The organism is Kitasatospora sp. NPDC087861 (assembly GCF_044742585.1).
Classification (GTDB): domain Bacteria; phylum Actinomycetota; class Actinomycetes; order Streptomycetales; family Streptomycetaceae; genus Kitasatospora.
On record NZ_JBIUUS010000027.1, the window covers coordinates 62,110 to 80,938 of the forward strand.

General features: G+C 75.4%; 2 protein-coding genes. Both read right to left on the reverse strand.

The annotated features are described in order from the left end of the window. Window positions 1-2: 2 nt before the first annotated feature. Window positions 3-12,485, reverse strand: a complete 12,483-nt coding sequence (locus ACIOJE_RS30665; protein ID WP_400780660.1) for an amino acid adenylation domain-containing protein — start codon at window positions 12,483-12,485, stop codon at window positions 3-5. Further along, on the reverse strand, window positions 12,482-18,820 hold the full coding sequence (locus ACIOJE_RS30670) for an amino acid adenylation domain-containing protein (protein WP_400780662.1): 6,339 nt from the start codon (window positions 18,818-18,820) through the stop codon (window positions 12,482-12,484). The genes ACIOJE_RS30665 and ACIOJE_RS30670 overlap by 4 nt, the downstream gene beginning before the upstream one ends. Window positions 18,821-18,829 lie beyond the last annotated feature (9 nt).

Genomic DNA, 18,829 nt, shown 5'->3' on the forward strand with positions numbered 1-18,829 from the left:
CCCTACTCCCCCGCCGGCGCCGACTGGCGCGCGGCCTCTCGCTCCAGCTCCTCCAGCAGCGCGTCCTCGACGAGTCGGGCGACCGCCGACACGGTGGGGTTCTCGAGGAGGCTGCGGAAGGCGATCCGGACGCCGAAGGTCTGCTTGATCCTGGTGATCGCCTGAACACTGGTCAGGGACTGGCCGCCGAGCGCGAAGAAGCTGTCGTGCGCGCCGACCCGCTCCACGTGCAGGGTCTCGGACCAGATCCGGGCGATCAGCTTCTCGGTCTCGTCGCGCGGCTCCACCCAGGCCTCGGCGGCCTCGACGGCCGTCTCGGCCGGGTCGGGCAGCGCGGCCCGGTCGATCTTGCCGTGCCGGGTGAGCGGGAAGGACTCCAGCTCGACGAAGGCCGCCGGCACCAGGTGGGCCGGGAGCCGCTCCGCGAGGTAGCCGGCGAGTTCGGTGCCGCCGGGGGCGCCGCCCGCGGCCGGGCGCAGGTACGCGACCAGGCGGGCGTGCTCGGCCTCGCCGCGGACCAGGACGACGGACTCGGCGACGCCCGGGTGATCGTCCAGGGCTGCGGTGATCTCGCCCGGCTCGATCCGGTAGCCGCGCAGCTTGACCTGGTCGTCGAGCCGGCCGAGGAACTCCAGCCGGCCGTCGGACCGCCGGCGGACCCGGTCACCGGTGCGGTACAGCCGCTCCTTCGGGTCGAACGGCGCGACCAGGAAGGCCTGTTCGGTCAGCTCGGGGCGGCCCAGGTAGCCGCGGGCGAGGCCGTCGCCGCCCAGGTACAGCTCGCCGGGCGCGCCGACCGGGGCGAGGTTACGGTCCGGATCCAGGACGTAGGCCCGGACGTTCTGGACGGGCAGGCCGAGGACGGGCCGGGGGCTGTCGGCGAGCCGGGAGACCAGCGCGTCCACGGTGGCCTCGGTGGGCCCGTAGAAGTTGTAGGCGATCAGGTCGGACTGGGCGCGCAGCCGGTCCCACTGGGCCTGGCCGATCGCCTCGCCGCCGAGCGCCGCCCCGCGCAGCGGGTGCGCGCCCGCGGCGAGCAGTCCGGCGTCGTCGAGCTGGCGGAACCAGGACGGGGTGGTCTGCAGGAAGTCGATCCGCTGCTCGGCACGGTAGGCGACCAGGGCGTGCGCGTCGCGCCGGACCTCGTCGTCGACCAGGTGCAGCTCGTGGCCGGCGACCATCCACAGCACCGGGTTCCAGGAGGCGTCGAAGGAGGCGGGCGCCAGGTGGGCCACCCGGACCTGCCGGTCGCCGCAGGCCTCGCGCAGCGGGTTGAAGACGGTGCGCAGGTGGCTGTCCAGCAGGTTGGCCAGGCTGCCGTGCTGGATCAGCACGCCCTTGGGCCGGCCGGTGGAGCCGGAGGTGTGGATGACGTAGGCGGCGTGCTCCGGGGCGAGGGCCACCTCGGGCGCGGTGCCGGGGCGGGCCGCGATCTCCTCGTGCTCGCGCTCCGGGACGATCACCGCGACGTCCGCGGGCAGCGGCAGCGCGGCGCTCGCGGCCTCGTCGGTGATCACCACCCGGGGCTTGACGTCGTCGACCAGCAGCCGCAGGCGCTCGACCGGGGCGGCCGGGTCCAGCGGGGTGTACACGCCGCCCGCCTTGAGCACCGCGAGCAGCCCGGTGATCAGGCCGGGGCCGCGCCGCAGGCAGACGGCGACCGGCACCTCGGGGCCGACGCCCCGGTCGGCGAGGTGGTGGGCGAGCCGGTTGGCCCGCTCGTCCAGCTCGGCGAAGGTGATCCGCTCGCCGTCGTGGACCAGGGCGACGGCCTGCGGGGTGGCCGCGGCCCGGCGGGCGAACTGCTCGGGCACCAGGGCGTCGGTGCTGAGCGCGGTGGTGGTCTCGTTGTGCCCGGTGAGCAGCCGCTCCCGGTGGGCGGGGGCCAGCGCGCGCAGCTCGGCGAGGGTGCGCTCGGGCTCGTCCGCGATCTCCTCCAGCAGGGCCCGCAGGTCGCCGGTGACCCGGTCGGCGGTGTCGGCGTCGAAGAGCCCGGGGTCGTAGGCGAGCCGGAAGGACAGCTGCTCGCCGGCGAAGACCGCGAGCACCATGGCGTAGCTGGTGGGCTCCTGGGAGCGCACGTCGCGGATCCGGATGCCCTGGTCGGAGCCCATCTCGCCGTCGAAGGGGTAGTTCTCGACGACCACGTAGCTGTCGAACAGGTCGACCCCGGCGGGCAGTCCGGTCCAGCCGCGGATCTGGGCCAGCGAGACGTACTCGTAGCTGCGGGCCTGGACCTGGCCGCGCTGGAGGTCGCCGAGCCAGTCGAGGACGGGCTGCTCGGGCCGGACCTCGACCCGCACCGGCAGGTTGTTGATGAACAGGCCGATCATCGACTCGACGTCCGGCAGGTCCGCGGGGCGGCCGGAGACGGCCGAGCCGAAGCAGACCTCCCGCTCCCCCGAGTAGCGCGAGAGCATCAGCGCCCAGGCGCCCTGGGCGAGGGTGTTGGTGGTGAGCCGGTGGCGCCGGGCGACCTCGGCGAGGCGCGCGGTGACCTCCGGCTCCAGCTGGAAGACGCTGGTCGCCTCGCTGCCCTGGCGGGCCGCCTCCTCGCCGGCCCGGTCGGCGGGCAGGGCGGTCGGGGCGGTGAAGCCGTCCAGCAGCTCCCGCCAGTAGCGCTCGGCCTCGCCCAGGTCCTGCTCGCCGAGCCAGGCGACGTAGTCGCGGAACGGGCGGCGGGCGGCCGGCCCGGGCCGGTCGTGACCGGTCAGCCGCAGGTAGTCGTCGACCACCTCGGAGACCAGCTCGGCGCTGCTCCAGCCGTCCAGCAGCAGGTGGTGCGAGGTCCAGACGACCCGCAGGGCGCCGTCCGGCTCGTCGATCAGGGCCAGGCGCATCAGCGGCGCCACGGCCAGGTCGATGCCGCGGGTGCGGTCCTCGGCGAGGAAGGCGGCGAGCCGCTGCTCGCGCTCGGACTCCGCCAGGGCGCGCCAGTCCAGCCGCTCGACCGGCACCGTGACGTGCTCGCGGACGACCTGGAGCGGCTGGTCGGTGTCCACCCGGGCGAAGGCGGTGCGCAGCATCGGGGTCCGGTCGGCGAGGCGCTGCCAGGCCTCGGCGAAGGCGTCCGCGTCCACGCCGCCCTCCAGCAGGAAGGACAGCTGGCCGAGGTAGACGCCCTCGCCCTCCTCGGTGAGGCTGTGGAACAGCAGGCCGTGCTGCATCGGCGTGGCCGGGTAGAGGTCGGCGATCCGGCCCTGCCCGGTCAGCTCGTCGAGCAGCGGCTGGTCGACCCGGGCGAGCGGGAAGTCCGAGGGGGTGGCCCCGGAGGCGGCGGCGCCGGCCTCGCGGCAGTGCGCGACGATGCCGCGCAGCGCCTCGACCAGCTGCTCGCCGACCCGCTGGACGGTCTCGGCGGTGTGGGTCGCGGTGGAGTGGAACAGCTCGAAGCCGAGCTTGCCGTCGCGCACGTAGGCGACGATGTCGAGCGGGTACTCCAGCAGCTCCTCGGGCGACTGCTCGGTGCCGTAGCCGAGCCGCACGTCGTGCAGCAGGCCGCCGTCGTGGCCGTCGACCACCCGGCCGAGGTAGTTGAAGCCGACCTGGGCGCGGGGCTGTTCGGCCAGCAGCTCGCCGGGCGCCCCGGCCGGGCTGAGGTGGCGCAGCGCGCCGTAGCCGATGCCGCGCTGCGGGACGGCCCGCAGCTGCTCCTTGACCGAGCGCAGCCGGGCGCCCCAGTCGGCGCCGTCGGCGGTCTCCAGGGCGACCGGGAAGGAGGTGGTGAACCAGGCGGTGGTGCGGCTCAGGTCGACGTCGTCGAAGATCTCCTCGCGGCCGTGGCCCTCCAGGTCCACCAGGACGGTGGAGCCACCGGTCCAGTCGGCGAGCACCCGGGCGAGCGCGGTCAGCAGGACGTCGTTGACCTGGGTGCGGTAGACCGCGGGGACCTCGCGCAGCAGCGCGTCGGTGCTCTCCGCGTCCAGGCCGACCCGGACGGCGGCGGCGGTGGCGACGGTCGGGGTGCCGGTGAGGTCGGCGGGCAGCGGCTCGCCGCCCGCGCGGCCGGCCGCGAACCAGTGGTCGAGCTCCTCGTCGAAGCCGCCGACCGCGGTGTGCTCGGACAGGCGCCGGGACCAGTCGAGGAAGGAGGTGCTGCGCGGGCCCAGGTCGACCGGCCGGCCCTCGGCCGCCTGCCGGTAGGCCGTCTCCAGGTCGCCCAGCAGGATCTGCCAGGACACCGCGTCGACCACCAGGTGGTGGGCGGTGAGGAAGAGCCGGGCGCCCGCGGTGCCGCCCAGGTCGGCCAGCACAGCCCGGACCAGCGGGCCCTCGGCCAGGTCGAAGCCGGACTGGGCGGCGGTGGCGGCGGCCAGCAGCGCGCCCTCCGGGTCGGCCTCCAGGGTGAGGTCCAGCCGCTCCAGCGGCCAGCCGTCGCCAGGGGCGGCGATCTCCTGCTGCCAGCGGCCGTAGACGGTGCGGAAGCGGGTGCGCAGGGCGTCGTGGTGGGTGAGGAGCGCGTCGAGCGCGGTGCGCAGGTGCGCCTCGTCCGGGAGCTCCCGCAGTTCGGCCAGCACGGACATGGTGCTGTGCTGGGGGGCCTTGGTGTGGTGCTGGAAGAAGGCCCGCTGGATCGGGGTCAGCGGCGCCCTTCCGGTGACGGGTTCGGTGTTCACGCCGGCCGGCTCCTCGGGTTCGTGGGTGGTGATCGCCGCGGCGATCCCGGCGATGGTCTGGTGGCTGAAGATGTCCTGCGAGCTGAGGCGCAGGCCCAGCTGCCGCGCCCGGGAGACGACCTGGATGCTCAGGATCGAGTCACCGCCCAGGTCGAAGAAGTTGTCGTCGACGCCGACCTCCGGCACCCGGAAGACCTCCGCCCAGAGCCCGGCGAGGGCCTGCTCGGCGGGCGTCCTGGGGGCGGTCCTGGTGACGACCGGGCGGTCGGTGGCGGCCGCCGCGGGCAGGGCCCGCCGGTCGACCTTGCCGTTGGCGTTCAGCGGCAGCCGGTCGAGCCGGACGAAGGCCTGCGGCACCATGTGGCGGGGCAGCGAGCCCTCCAGGTAGCGCCGCAGTTCGGCGCTCTCCGGCGCGGTGCCGGGCCGGGACACGACGTACCCGGTCAGGACGGCGCCGGGTTCGGTGCGCAGCGCCGCGACGGCGTCGAGGACGTCGGGGTGGCGGCGCAGGACGGCCTCGATCTCGGCGAGTTCCACCCGGAAGCCGCGGATCTTGACCTGGTCGTCGCCGCGGCCGAGGAACTCGATGTCGCCGGTGGGCAGGTAGCGTGCCTGGTCGCCGGTGCGGTAGAGCCGGCCGTCGGGGTAGGGCGTGAACGGGTCGGCGGAGAAGCGCTCCTCGGTGAGGTCGGGGCGGTTGAGGTAGCCCCGGGTGACGCCGGTGCCGCCGAGGTAGAGCTCGCCGACGACGCCGACCGGCAGCGGCTCCAGGTCCGCGTCCAGGACGTACATCCGGGTGCCCGGGATGGGCCGGCCGATCGGCACGCTCGCGACGTCCGGCAGGCTCTGCGGGGTGACGGTGAAGTACGAGGACTCGACGGTCGCCTCGGTGACGCCGTAGGAGTTGAGCACGACGGTGCCGGGGGCGACGCTCTTCAGCAGCCGCCGGCAGTCGTCGGTGCGCCAGTTGTCCGAGCCGACGGCCAGGTAGCGCAGCGGCGGGAAGGTCCGGCCGGTGCGGGCGGCCTCGTCGGCCAGCGCGTTCGCCAGCGAGGGCACCGTCTCGACGTGGGTGACGCCCCGGCGCTCCATCAGGTCGAGCAGGCGGACCGGGTCGGTGGTGGCGTCCTTCGGGCAGAGCACCAGCGTGCCGCCGGCGGTCAGCGCGTGCGTCAGGTCGGAGACGAAGACGTCGAAGGCCATGCTGGCGAGGTTGAGTTGGCGCACCGGGCCCTGGTCGAGCCGGTACGCCTCCCGCCAGGCCGCGGCGGCCCGGGCGACGCTGCGGTGCTCGACCGTGACGCCCTTGGGCTTGCCGGTGGAGCCGGAGGTGTAGATGACGTAGGCGAGGTTGTCCGGGGTCACCTCGGTGCTGGGCGCCTCGGCGGGCCAGCTGTCGATCTCCGCGCGGTCGGCGTCCAGGCAGAGCACGGTCGCGTCGCACAGCGGGAGCCGCTCGGCGAGCTCGCGCTGGGTGACGAGCATCGCGGCGGCGCTGTCGTCCAGCACCAGGCGCAGCCGCTCGGCGGGGTGGGAGGGGTCCAGCGGCAGGTAGGCGGCGCCGGCCTTGAGGACGCCGAGGGCGGCGACCACGGTGTCGGGGCCGCGCTCCAGGCAGATGGCGACCACGGTCTCCGGGCCGATGCCCTGCCCGACCAGGTGCTGGGCCAGCCGGTTCGCCCGGGCGTCCAGCTCCGCGTAGGTCAGCACGGTGTCCTCGAAGACCACCGCCTCGGCGTCCGGGGTCTGCTGCGCCTGCTCGGCGATCAGCTCGTGCAGGCAGGCGTCCGCCCCCGGGGTGCCGGTGTCGTTCCACTCGTACAGGACCCGGTCGCGGGCGCGCAGCGACAGCATCGGGACGTCGCCGACCCGCTGGCCGGGGGCGCTCGGCATGCTGCCGAGCAGGACGGCGAGCTGGTCGGCCAGCACCTCGGCCTGGGCCCGGTCGTAGAGCGCCGGGTCGTAGGAGAGCAGCAGGGTCAGCGAGCCGTCGTCGTCGTAGGCGGTGAGGTCGAGGGTGAAGCTGGTGGTGTCGACGGCGCGGACGTCGCTCAGCCGCAGTCCGTGGCGTTCGGCGGCCGCCCCGTTGCCGGGGTAGTTCTCGAACACCACCAGGGTCTGGAACAGGGCGCTGCCGCGCGGGACCTTGCTGCTGCGCTGGATCTCGGCGATCGAGGAGTGCTCGAACCGCCGGGACTCGGCCTGGTCGGCCTGCAGCGCCGCCAGCCACTCCACCAGCGGCACGTCCTGGTCGACCTCGGTGCGCAGCGGCAGGGTGTTGAGCAGGTTGCCGACCATGGTGTCGGCGCCCGGCAGGTCGGTCGGGCGGCCGGCCACGGTGGTGCCGAAGCAGACGTCGCGCTGCCCCGAGTGGCGGGCCAGCAGGATCGCCCAGGCGCCCTGGACGGCGGTGTTGAGGGTGAGCCGGTGGCGGCGGACCATCGCGACCAGCGCGTCGGTCTCGGCGCCGGACAGGCCCACCCGGACCTGGCCGGCGGACTGGGACTCGTGGCCCTGGGGCACCGAGCGGCCGAACGGCAGCGGGGTCGGCGCGTCCAGGTCGCCCAGCAGGGCGCTCCAGTGGGCGGCCGCCGCGTCCTTGTCCTGCCGGGCCAGCCAGGCGACGTAGTCGCGGAACGGCCGGCGCTCGGGCAGGACCGGGGCCTTGCCCCGGCCGTCGGTGAGTGCCTGGTAGACGGCGAAGAGGTCGGCGAACAGGTGCGAGGTGCTCCAGCCGTCCAGCACCGCGTGGTGGAAGGTCCACACGACGCGGACGGTCCGCTCGTCCTCGCGCGCCAGGGCGAGCCGCATCAGCGGCGCCCGGGACAGCTCGATCCCGGTGGCGCGCTCCTCGTCGATCAGCGCCTTCAGCCGGCGGTCGAGCTCGGCGGCGGGCAGGCCGGTCCAGTCGAGGTGGCGCACCGTCAGCTTCGCGGTGCGCTCGACCACCTGGACGGGCTCGGGGACGCCGTCCCAGACCAGCCGGGTGCGCAGCACGGGGGTGCGGTCGACCACCTGCTGCCAGGCGGCGGCCAGCGCGTCGACGTCCCGCACGCCCTCCAGCCGGAAGGCGACGTGGTCGGAGTAGGCGCCGACGCCGTCCTGGTTGAGGGTGTGGAAGAGCATCCCGCTCTGCATCGGGGTCAGCGGGTGGATGTCCTCGACCGTGGAGCCGGCCGGCACCAGCCGGTCGACCGTCGCCTGGTCGAGGGTGAGCAGCGGGAAGTCCCCGGGGGTGGCGCCGCCGGCGCCGGGCGTCAGGCAGTGCTCGACGAGCTCGGTCAGGGCCGCCGCGAAGTCGTCGGCGAGACGCTGCACGGTGGCCTGGTCGTGGCGCTGCGGCGCGTAGTGGAAGTCGAAGCTCAGCACGCCGTGCCGGACCTCGCCGACGATGTCCAGCAGGTGCGGCCGCTCCTCGTCCGGGTGGTGGTCCAGGCCGTAGTCCGGCTCGACGGCGCGGAACAGCTCGCTGCCGGCCGCGGCGTCGCTCCACTGGCCGAGGTAGTTGAAGCTCACCAGCGGCTGCGGCGCCCCGGCCAGGGCGCGGGCCTTCGGGTCGTCGCCGCTCAGGTAGCGCAGCGGGCCGTAGCCGGCGCCGCGGCCGGGCACGGCGCGCAGCAGTTCCTTGGTGTCCCGGATGAGCCGGCCCAGCGGGCGGTCGGCCGGGGACTCCAGCAGCACCGGGAAGATCGAGGTGAACCAGCCGACCGTCCGGGAGATGTCGGTGCCGTCCAGGATCTCCTCGCGGCCGTGGCCCTCCAGGGTGATCAGGGTGCGGGCCCGGCCGGTGAAGCGGGCGAGCGCGCGGCCGAGTGCGGTCAGCAGGACGTCGTTGACCTGGGTGCGGTAGACGGCGGGCACGTCCTGCAGCAGCTGCCGGGTGCGCTCGGCGTCGAGGCCGGCGGAGACCGCGCGGGTGTCGCCGACGGTGTTGCGGCCCTCCCGGTCGGTGGGCAGGTCGGCGGAGCCGACCGGTACGGGGCGGGCCCAGTGGTCCAGTTCGGCGTCCAGGCCGCCGCCCCGGGTGAAGGCGGCGAGGCGGCGCGCCCAGGCGCGGTACGACGTGGCGGCCGGGCCCAGGTCGACGTCCTCGCCGCGGACGGCCTGCCGGTAGGCGCTCTCCAGGTCCTCCAGCAGGATCCGCCAGGAGACGCCGTCCACGGCCAGGTGGTGCACGGTGATCAGCAGGCGCGCGGGTTCGGTGCCGTGGTCGAACAGCAGGGTGCGCACCAGCGGCCCCTCGGCCGGGTCCAGCGAGGCCTGGGCGGCCTCGGCGAGGGTGCGCATGGCGGCGGCGCGCTCCTCGGGGGCGGCCTGGCCGAGGCTGACCCGCTCGATCCGGGCCTCGGCCGGCGGGGCGTCGGCGTCCGGCGCGGTGACGACCTGGAGCCGCCGGCCGTCGGGGCCGGTGGTGAAGCGGGTGCGCAGGGCGTCGTGCCGGCGGACGAGGCCGGCCAGGGCGCGGGCCAGCGCCGGCTCGTCGACCGCGCCGTCCAGGGTGATCAGCACGGACTGGTTGAAGTGGTGGGCGCCGCGGGTGTGGTGGGCGAAGAACCACTCCTGGACGGGGCCGAGCGGGGCCGGCTCGTGGTCGTCGGCGTCGGCCTGGACGACCGGCGCCTCCTCCACCGGCCGGGCGGCGCGGGCGAGGTCGGCCAGCGACTGCCGGGAGAAGATGTCCTTCGAGGTGATGACGAGTCCGGCCCGGCGGGCCTTGGCGACCACCTGGATGCTCAGGATGGAGTCGCCGCCGAGCTCGAAGAAGTTGTCGTCGGCGCCGACCCGGGCGATGCCGAGCACCTCCGACCAGACCTGGGCGAGCGCCTGCTCGGCCGGCTCCTCGGGGGCCCGGTAGTCCTCCCGCTCCAGGGTGGTGTCGGGCGCGGGCAGGGCCCGGACGTCGACCTTGCCGTTGGGCGTGAGCGGGAAGGCGTCGAGGGTGACGAAGGCGGTCGGCACGCTGTAGGAGGGCAGCCGCTCCTCGGCGAACGCGCGCAGGTCGAGCGGCGCGAGCACGGCGGCGGGCTCGGCGCGCAGGTAGCCGACCAGCCGCTTGTGGTCGCCGTCGGCGAGGGCGACCACCAGGGCCTCGGCCACCGCGGGGTGGGCCTCCAGGACGGCCTCGACCTCGGCGGGCTCGATCCGGTAGCCGCGCACCTTGACCTGGGTGTCGGCGCGGCCGAGGTACTCGACCAGGCCGTCGGCCCAGCGCACCACGTCCCCGGTGCGGTACATCCGCTCGCCGCTCCCGGCCGCGAACGGCGAGGGCTGGAAGCGCTCCTCGGTCAGCTCCGGCCGGCCCAGGTAGCCGCGCGCGACGCCGGGGCCGGCGATCCAGAGTTCGCCGGGGGTGCCGGGCGGGACGGGCCGGCGGCGCTCGTCGAGGACGTACACCGCGGTGTTGGAGATCGGGCGTCCGATCGGGATGGCCCGTACGCCGTCGGTCTCGCGGATCAGGTGGGAGACGGCGAAGGTGGTGGTCTCGGTCGGCCCGTAGCCGTTGACCAGCCGCTGCGGCGGCCGTCCGCCGGCCAGCAGCTCCGCGATCCGGCGCGGGTTGAGCGCCTCGCCGCCGACCAGCAGGTGGCGCAGGCCGCCGAAGGCGGTCGGCTCCAGGCCGACGACCTGGTTGAAGACGCCGGCGGTGAGGAACATCGCGGTGGTCCCGGTCGAGCGCAGCGCGGCGGCGAAGGCCGGCGGGTCGAGCAGGACGTCCTTGGTGATGACGGCGATCCGGGCCCCGACCACCAGCGGCGCCCAGAACTCGAAGGTCGCCGCGTCGAAGGTGGCGTCGGCGACCTGCGCCACCACGTCGTCGGCCTGCAGCGGGGCGTAGTCGGCCCCGTGGACCAGCCGGACGATGGAGCGGTGCTCGACCACGACGCCCTTGGGTTTGCCGGTGGAGCCGGAGGTGTAGATGACGTAGGCGGCGCTCTCCGGGCCCGCGTCGGTCTGCGGCGGTCCGGCCGGGAGGGCGGCCAGCTCGGCCGCGCACTCGGCGGGCAGCAGGGCCGGGACGGCCAGGTCGGGCAGCCGTTCGAGCAGGTCCCGGTCGGTGACGCAGAGCGCGGCCGCGGTGTCGGCGAGCATGAACTCCAGCCGGTCGGCCGGGTAGTCCGGGTCCAGCGGCACGTAGGTGCAGCCGGCCTTGAGCACGGCCAGCAGGGCGACCACCAGGTCCGTGCCGCGGGGCAGGCAGACCGCGACGTACTGGCCGGGGCGGGCGCCGCGGTCCAGCAGCAGGCGGGCCAGCCGGTCGGCCCGCTCGTCGAGCCGGCGGTACGTCAGCTCACCGTCGGCGGCGGTGACGGCGACGGCGTCCGGGGTGGCCGCGGCCTGCTCGGCGACCAGCGAGTGGACGGTCCGGTCGGCCGGATAGGGCACCCGGTTCTCGGCCCAGTCACGGGTGACGGTGACGAGTTCGGCGGCGGTGAGCAGCGGCAGGTCGCCGACCGGGCGGTCGGCGTCGGCGGCGACGCCCTCCAGCAGGAGCAGCAGCCGGGCGCAGAGCGCCTCGATGGTGGCGGCGTCGAACAGGTCGGTGTTGTACTCCACCGTCCCGCCCAGCGAGCCGTCCTCGGTCGGGGTGAACTCCAGCGTCAGGTCGAAGATGGAGGACACCGACGGCGCGCGGAACTCCTCGACGGCCGGGCCGCCGAAGTCGGGCAGGCCGCCGGGCGCGTTCTGCAGCACGAGGGCGGCCTGCACCAGCGGGGTGCGGCTCGGGTCGCGCTCGGGCTGGATCTCGTCCACCAGGCGGTGGAAGGGGACGTCCTGGTTGCTCAGGGCGTCCCAGAGCTGGTCGGTGGTGCGCTCCAGCAGCTCGCCGAAGGGCTCGTCCAGGTCGATCCGGCCGTGCAGGACCAGGGTGTTGACGAAGAAGCCGACCAGCGGCTCCAGTTCGGAGCGGTCGCGGCCCACCGACACCGTGCCCAGGCCGACGGCGCGCTGGCCGGTGTGCCGGGCCAGCAGCACCTGGGTGGCGGCGGCGAGCACGGCGAACAGCGTGGTGCCGCGTTCGGCGCCGAGCGCGTCGAGGCCCGTGGCGACCTTGGCGTCGACCCGGAAGGCGTGCAGGGCGCCGACGGTGGTGCGCACCGCCGGGCGGGGTCGGTCGGTCGGCAGCTCCAGCGGCTGGATGTCCGCCAACTCATCGCGCCAGTAGTCCAGTTGCCCGGCCATGAGGTCGTCGGTGCAGCGCTCGCGCTGCCAGCGGGAGTAGTCCCGGTAGCTGACCGGCAGCGGGGCGAGGGTGTGCGGGCGACCCTCGACGGCGGCCCGGTAGAGCTCGCCCAGCTCGTTGACCAGCAGGCCCTTGGACCAGCCGTCGGCGGCGATGTGGTGCAGGTTGAGGAAGAGCGCGTGGTCGTCCAGAGCGTGCCGGACCACCGTGGAGCGCAGCAGCGGGCCGCTCGACAGGTCGAAGGGGGTGGCCAGCTCGCGGCGCAGCAGCGCGGCGAACTCGGCCTCGCGCTCCTCGGCGCCCAGCGCGGTCAGGTCCACCGGCTCGGTGTCCGGGGTGTAGGCGGCGCGGACCTCCTGGCGGGCCACGCCGTCCTCGGTGGCGAAGACGGTGCGCAGCGGCTCGTGCCGCTCGACCAGGCCGGTCAGCGCGGTGCGCAGCGCGTCCAGGTCCAGGTCGCCGCGCAGCCGGATGCCGAACGAGGTGGTGTACTCCACCGCGTCGGTCTCGAACTCCTGGAGGAACCAGAGGCGTTCCTGGCCGAAGGAGAGCGGGGCGGGCCCGTCGCCGCCGGGGCGGATCGCGTCGCGGTCGCCGCCGCCGGCGGCCGCCAGCCGCTGCCGCAGGATCTCGTCGGCGTCCTGCCCCTCGGCCGTGGTGCCGTCACTGTGTCGCTGGTCTGTCATCGTTTGCTCCCCCGCGCGGCACCGCGCGTCGTCTTCCGGTCCGCCGGTGTCCGGCGCACGTCGTCGAGTACTTGCTTGCGGACCTGGTCCGCCAGGGCCGCCACGGTGCGGGCGGCGAACACGTGCCGCGCCGAGACACCGACGCCGAACACCTCCCGGATCCGGGCGGTGACCTGCAGCGTGAGGACCGAGTTGGCGCCGTGGTCGAAGACGTTGTCCTCGGCTCCCACGACGGGCACGCCCAGCACCTCGGCCCAGATCCGGGCCAGGGCCTCCTCGGTCTCGTCACGCGGGGCGGTGGGCTCGGCGGCGGGCCGCTGTTCCACCGGTTCCGGCAGGGCCCGCCGGTCGATCTTGCCGCTCGTGGTCATCGGGAACGCGTCCAGGACGACGACGACCGGGGGGACCATGTAGCCGGGCAGCCGCTCGGCGAGCCGGGCCCGGATCTTCTCCGGGTCGGCGACGCCGTCCGCGGGCACCACGTAGCCGGTCAGCACGGTCTGCCCGGACGGCTGGGTCCGGGTGACCACCGCGGTCTGCTCGACCGTCTCGTCGTCGAGCAGCGCGGTCTCGATCTCGCCCAGCTCGATCCGGTAGCCGCGCACCTTGACCTGGTTGTCGATCCGGCCGAGGAACTCGATCGTGCCGTCGGGCAGCCAGCGGACGAGGTCGCCGGTGCGGTACAGCCGCGCACCGGCGGTGGCGGCGAGGTGGTCCGGGACGAACCGCTCCTCGGTGAGCTCCGGCCGGCCCAGGTAGCCGCGGGCCACGCCGGCGCCACCGACGAAGAGTTCGCCGGGGACGCCCACCGGGACGGGCTCGCGGCGCTCGTCGAGCACGTAGCCGGTGGTGTTGGCGATGGGCCGGCCGATCGAGGGCAGCCGCCCGACCGGGGCGTCCTCCTCCGACTCCAGCACCGTGCCGGTGGTGAGCACGGTGGTCTCGGTCGGGCCGTACAGGTTGGACAGCGAGAAGGCGGTGCCGCGCGGCAGCCGGCGGCGCACCACGTCGGCGCCGGTGAGGATGTGGCGCACCCGGCCCCGGTGGAGCGCGGGCTGGTCGAGCAGGGCCTCCAGGCGCGGCGCCGGGATGAGGATGAGGGTGATCTCCTGCTCGACGATCCAGCCGGCGAGCAGGTGCGGGTCCTCCAGGACGTGGTCGGGCACGAAGCTGATCTCGACGCCGCAGGCGAGGGCGCCCCACTGCTCCAGCACCGTGGGGTCGAAGCCGGGGGGCACCATCTGGGTGGCCCGGTCGCCCGGCCGGGCGTCGAAGAAGTCCCGGTACCAGTCGCAGAGGTTGACCACCCCGCGGTGCTCGATCAGGACGCCCTTGGCCTTGCCGGTGGAGCCCGAGGTGTAGATCACGTACGCGAGGTCCGACGGGCCGACGGCGACCTCGGGCGGTCCGGTGTGCGCGCCGGGCTCGGCGTCCTCCACGTACAGCACCTCGACGCCGGCCGGCACCTGCGGGCCGGGCAGGTCCCGCTGGGTGAGGAGCACCGGCACCGCGGCGTCCTCGATCACGTAGGCCGTCCGGTCGTCGGGCAGTTCGGGGTCCAGCGGCAGGTAGGCGCCGCCGGCCTTGAGCACGGCGAGCTGGGCGATCGTCATCTCGGCGGCGCGCCGGGTGCGGACGCCGACGACGGTGCCCGGGCCGACCCCGCGGTCCACCAGCCGGTGGGCCAACGCGTCCGTCAGCGCGTCGAGTTCGGCGAAGGTCAGGGTGCGGTCCGCGGTCCGCACGGCCACGGCGTCCGGGGTACTGCGGGTCTGTTCGGCCACCAGCCCGTGGATGGTCTCCGTGTGGAACCGGGCCTCGGTCGCGGTGGCGTTCCAGCCGGTGGTGACCAGCCGGCGCTCCTCCTCGACCATCAGCGGGAGTTCGTCGACGAGCCGGTCCGGGTCGGCCGCCATGCCCTCCAGCAGCACGGTGAGGTGGCCGGCGATCCGGGCGACGGTCTCCGGGTCGAAGAGCGCCGTGCTGTACTCGACCAGGCCGCCGAGCCGGCCGTCCCGCTCCTCGAACTCGAAGCCGATGTCGAACAGCGCGTGCATCCGCGGCAGCGCGGTCTCCTCGACCCGCAGGCCGTCGGGGCCGGGGAGCACGTCCTGGGCCCGCTTCAGCATCAGCGCGGCCTGGATCAGCGGCGTGCGGCTGGGGTCGCGGTCCGGCTTGAGCTCGTCGATCAGCCGGTCGTACGGCAGGTGCTGGTGGGTGAAGGCGTCCAGGACGCCCTGCCGGACGTCGGCCAGGAAGGCGCCGACGGTCGTCTCCGGGGTGGTCCGGGCGCGCAGCACCAGCGTGTTCACGAAGAAGCCGAGCACGTCCTCGAGTTCGCTGTGCTCGCGGCCGGAGACGATGGTGCCGACCGCGACGTCGCGCTGGCGCGCGTAGCGGGAGAGCAGCAGCTGGACGCCCGCCGTGAGCGCGGTGAACAGGGTGATGCCCTCCCGGCGGCAGAGCCGGGTGAGGGCGGCCACCAGCTCGGGGCCGAGCTCGAAGGGGTGGCCGGCGCCCCGGGTCGCGCGGGTGGCGGGCCGGGGCCGGTCGGTGGGCAGCTCCAGTGGTACCACGCCGTCGAGTTGGCGCTTCCAGTAGGCGAGGTCGGCGGCCTCCCGCTCGCCGCGCTCGCCGTGCTGGTGCACCGCGAAGTCGGCGTACTGCAGTGGCAGCGGGCTCAGCGAGGCGGGCCGGCCGGTGGCCTCCTGGTCGAGCAGGGCGACGAGTTCCCGGGCCATCACCTCCTTGGACCAGCCGTCGGTGACGATGTGGTGCATGTCCAGGACGAGCAGGTGCTCGGCGTCGCCCAGCCGGATCAGCCACGGACGCAGCAGCGGGCCGCCGCGCAGGTCGAAGGAGCGGCTCAGCTCGGTGCGCAGCAGCGCGTCGAGCTCCTCGGCGCGCCCCCCGGCCGCGAGGTCGGTGAAGCGCACCGCCCGGTGGCCGGGGGCGTGCACGACCTGCACGCCCTGGCCGTCCTCGGTGGCAAAGGTGGTGCGCAGCGCCTCGTGCCGGGCCACCAGGGCGTCGACGGCGCGCCCGAGGGCGTCGCGGTCGAGCGGCCCGGTCAGCCGCAGCCCGAGCGGCGAGTTGTACTCGGTGCCCTGGGACTCGTAGTCGTACAGGAACCAGAGCCGCTGCTGGCCGTAGGAGAGCGGCAGCGGCCGCTCGCGCCCGACCGGTACCAGCCCGGCCCGGCGGGCGGGTTCGCTGCCCAGCCGGCCGGCCAGCCCGGCGACGGTGGGCGACTCGAACAGGGTGCGGATCGGCACCTCGACGTCCAGCACCGAGCGGATCCGCCCGATCAGCCGGGTGGCGAGCAGGGAGTGGCCGCCGAGGTCGAAGAAGCTGTCCTCGACGCCGATCGAGGCGACGCCGAGCACCTCGCAGAACAGGTCGCACAGCTGCTCCTCGCGGGCGCTGCGCGGCCCGTGCCCGGTGCCGGCCGCGGCGGTGCCCGGGTCCGGGAGCGCGGCCCGGTCGGTCTTGCCGTTGGGGGTCAGCGGGATCTCGGGGATCGGCACCACCACGGCCGGCACCATGTACCCGGGCAGCGTCGCGGCGGCGTGCGCGCGCAGCTCGGCCGGGTCGGCGCCGCCCTCGCCGGCCGGCACCACGTAGGCGACCAGCCGGGTGTCGCCGGCGGCGTACTCGCGGGCCACCGTGACGGCGCGGGCCACCGCGGGGTGCTGCTCCAGGACGGCGTCGATCTCGCCGGGCTCGATCCGGAAACCGCGGACCTTCAGCTGGAAGTCGGCGCGGCCGACGTACTCCAGGTTGCCGTCGGCGGCCCAGCGCACGATGTCGCCGGTGCGGTACATCCGGTCGCCCTCGGCGCCGTACGGGTCGGGCAGGAAGCGGTCCCGGGTGAGGTCCTCACGGTGCAGGTAGCCGGTGCCGACGCCGTCCCCGGCGAGGTACAGCTCGCCGGCGACGCCGACCGGCACCAGGCGCAGCGCCTCGTCGAGGACGCGGACCCGGGTGTTGCCGATCGGCCGGCCGATGGTCGGCGCGCCGGGGCGGTCGTCGAGCCGGGCGGCGGTGGACCAGATGGTGGTCTCGGTGGGCCCGTACAGGTTGGTGACCTCGCTGCCGAGCGCGCGCATCCGCTCGGCGAGGGCGGCCGGCAGGGCCTCCCCGCCGACCAGCATCCGCAGGCCGCGCAGCGCCTCCGGGACCTCGTCGCACAGGGCCTGCCAGAGGCTGGGGGTGGCCTGCATGACGGTGGTGCCGGTACGGCCGAGCAGGGCGCCCAGCTCGGCCGGGTCGGTGACGCTCGCCCGGTCGGCGAGGACCACGGTGGCACCGGCGACCAGCGGCAGGTAGAGCTCCAGGGCGGCGATGTCGAAGGCGATCGTGGTGACGGAGGTCCAGACGTCCTCGGCGGCCAGCGGGAACAGGTCGGCCATCGAGACCAGGAAGTTGGTCAGCGCGTGGCGGCTGATGACCACGCCCTTGGGGCGGCCGGTGGAGCCGGAGGTGTAGATGACGTAGGCCGGGTCGGCCGGCGTCGCGGCCGGGCCCTCCTGCGGGGCGGCGCCGGCGGCGAGCCGGGCCCGCACCTGCGCGTCGTCGAGCAGCACCCGGTGGGCCGCGGTGGCGGGCAGCCGCCCGGCCGTCGCGGTGTCGGTGACGAGCGCCGAGGGGGCGGCGTGGTCGAGGATGTAGCCGATCCGGTCGGCCGGGTAGTCGGGATCGAGCGGCACGTAGGCGGCGCCGGTGCGGGCCACCGCGAGCAGGGCGACGACGAGGTCGGCGGAGCGCGGCAGCGCCAGTGCGACGAGCCGGCCCGGGGCGGCGCCGTGACGGCGCAGCTCGCCGGCCAACCGCTCGGCCCGGTCGTCCAGTTCGGCGTAGCTGAGCACGGTGTCGCCGGCGATCAGGGCGGTGCGTGCGGGCTGGGCGGCGGCCCGGGCCCGGAACAGCGCGGAGACGTCGGCCTCGGGCACCGGCCGGTCGGTGGCGTTCCACTCGGTCAGCAGGGCGTGCCGCTCGGCCGGGTCCAGCACCTCGTAGCCGTCCGGGTCGCCGTCCGGCGCGGCGACGGCGGCGGCCAGCAGGCGCGGCAACGCGTCGGCGAGCCGACGGACCGTCGCCGGGTCGAACAGCTCGGTGCTGTAGCCCACGGTCAGCCGCAGCCCCGGGCCGTCGGGCGCGGTGCGGAAGCGCAGCTGCAGGTCGAACGGGGAGTGCCGGCGGGGCAGCCGGGCGACGCGGGCGTCGAGCGGGCCGAAGTCCGGCCGGGCGGGCAGGTCCTCGGCGAGGTCGAAGGCCACCTGGGCCAACGGGTGACGGTTGAGCGCGCGTTCGGGCCGCAGCTCGCCGACCACGGTCTCGAACGGGACGCCGCCGTGGCGGCGGGTCGTGCCGGCGACCGCCGCGCAGTCGCGGACCAGCTCGCGGAAGGAGGCGCCGGGCCGGCGCACGACCCGCAGCACCACCGGGTTGGCCAGCGGGCCGACCACGGCGGCGCGCTGCGCGTCGTCGCGGCCGGGCAGGCTGCCGATCAGCGGGATGTCGGCGCCGGCGCCGAAGCGGCCGAGCAGCGCCACGACCGCGGCGTGCAGCACCGCCTCGACGGTGGCGCCGCAGTCGGCGGCCAGCTCGGCGAGGGAGGCGGACAGCGGGCCGTCCAGCTCGGTGCGGTACTCGTCGGCGGCGTACCGGGTGACGGCCGGCCGCGGCCGATCGACGGGCAGGTCGAGCTGCGCCGGCGCACCGTCCAAGGTGGCGCGCCAGTGGGCGAGTTCGGCCGCGGCTCGGTCGCCGGGCCGCTCGGGGGTGCCGTTCAGCTCCAGGTCGGCGGCGGCCGCCGCGGCGTACTGCGGGGCGGGCTCCGGCGCGCCGGGGGCGGCCGGTGCGGCGGTGGCCGCCGCGTACGCCCGGGCCAGGTCGTCGACGATCAGGCCGAGGGACGGCTCGTCGGCCGCGATCTCGTGCACCGTCAGGACCAGCACGTGGCCGTCCGGCCCGGTGGCCAGCAGCCGGGCCCGCAGCGGGGGCTCCCGGGTGAGGTCCAGGCCCTCGCCCCCGGCCCGGGCCAACTCCTGGTCGAGCCGGTCGGCGGCGACCGGCTCGGGCCGCAGCCCGGCGAACGCCTCGCCGTCGGGGGCGGGTTCGGGTCGGCAGCGGCCCTCGACCTCGCGGTGCACGGTGCCCAGCAGCGGATGCCGCCGGACCAGGGTGCCCAGTGCGGCGCGCAGCTGCTCCAGCTCCAGGTCTCCGGCCAGCCGCAGCGCCACCGTGTGGGTGTGGCCGGCGGCGCCCTCCTGGAAGCGGTTCAGGAACCACAGGCGCTGCTGCGCCGGCGACAGGACACTGTCGTTGGTCATCGTCACTTT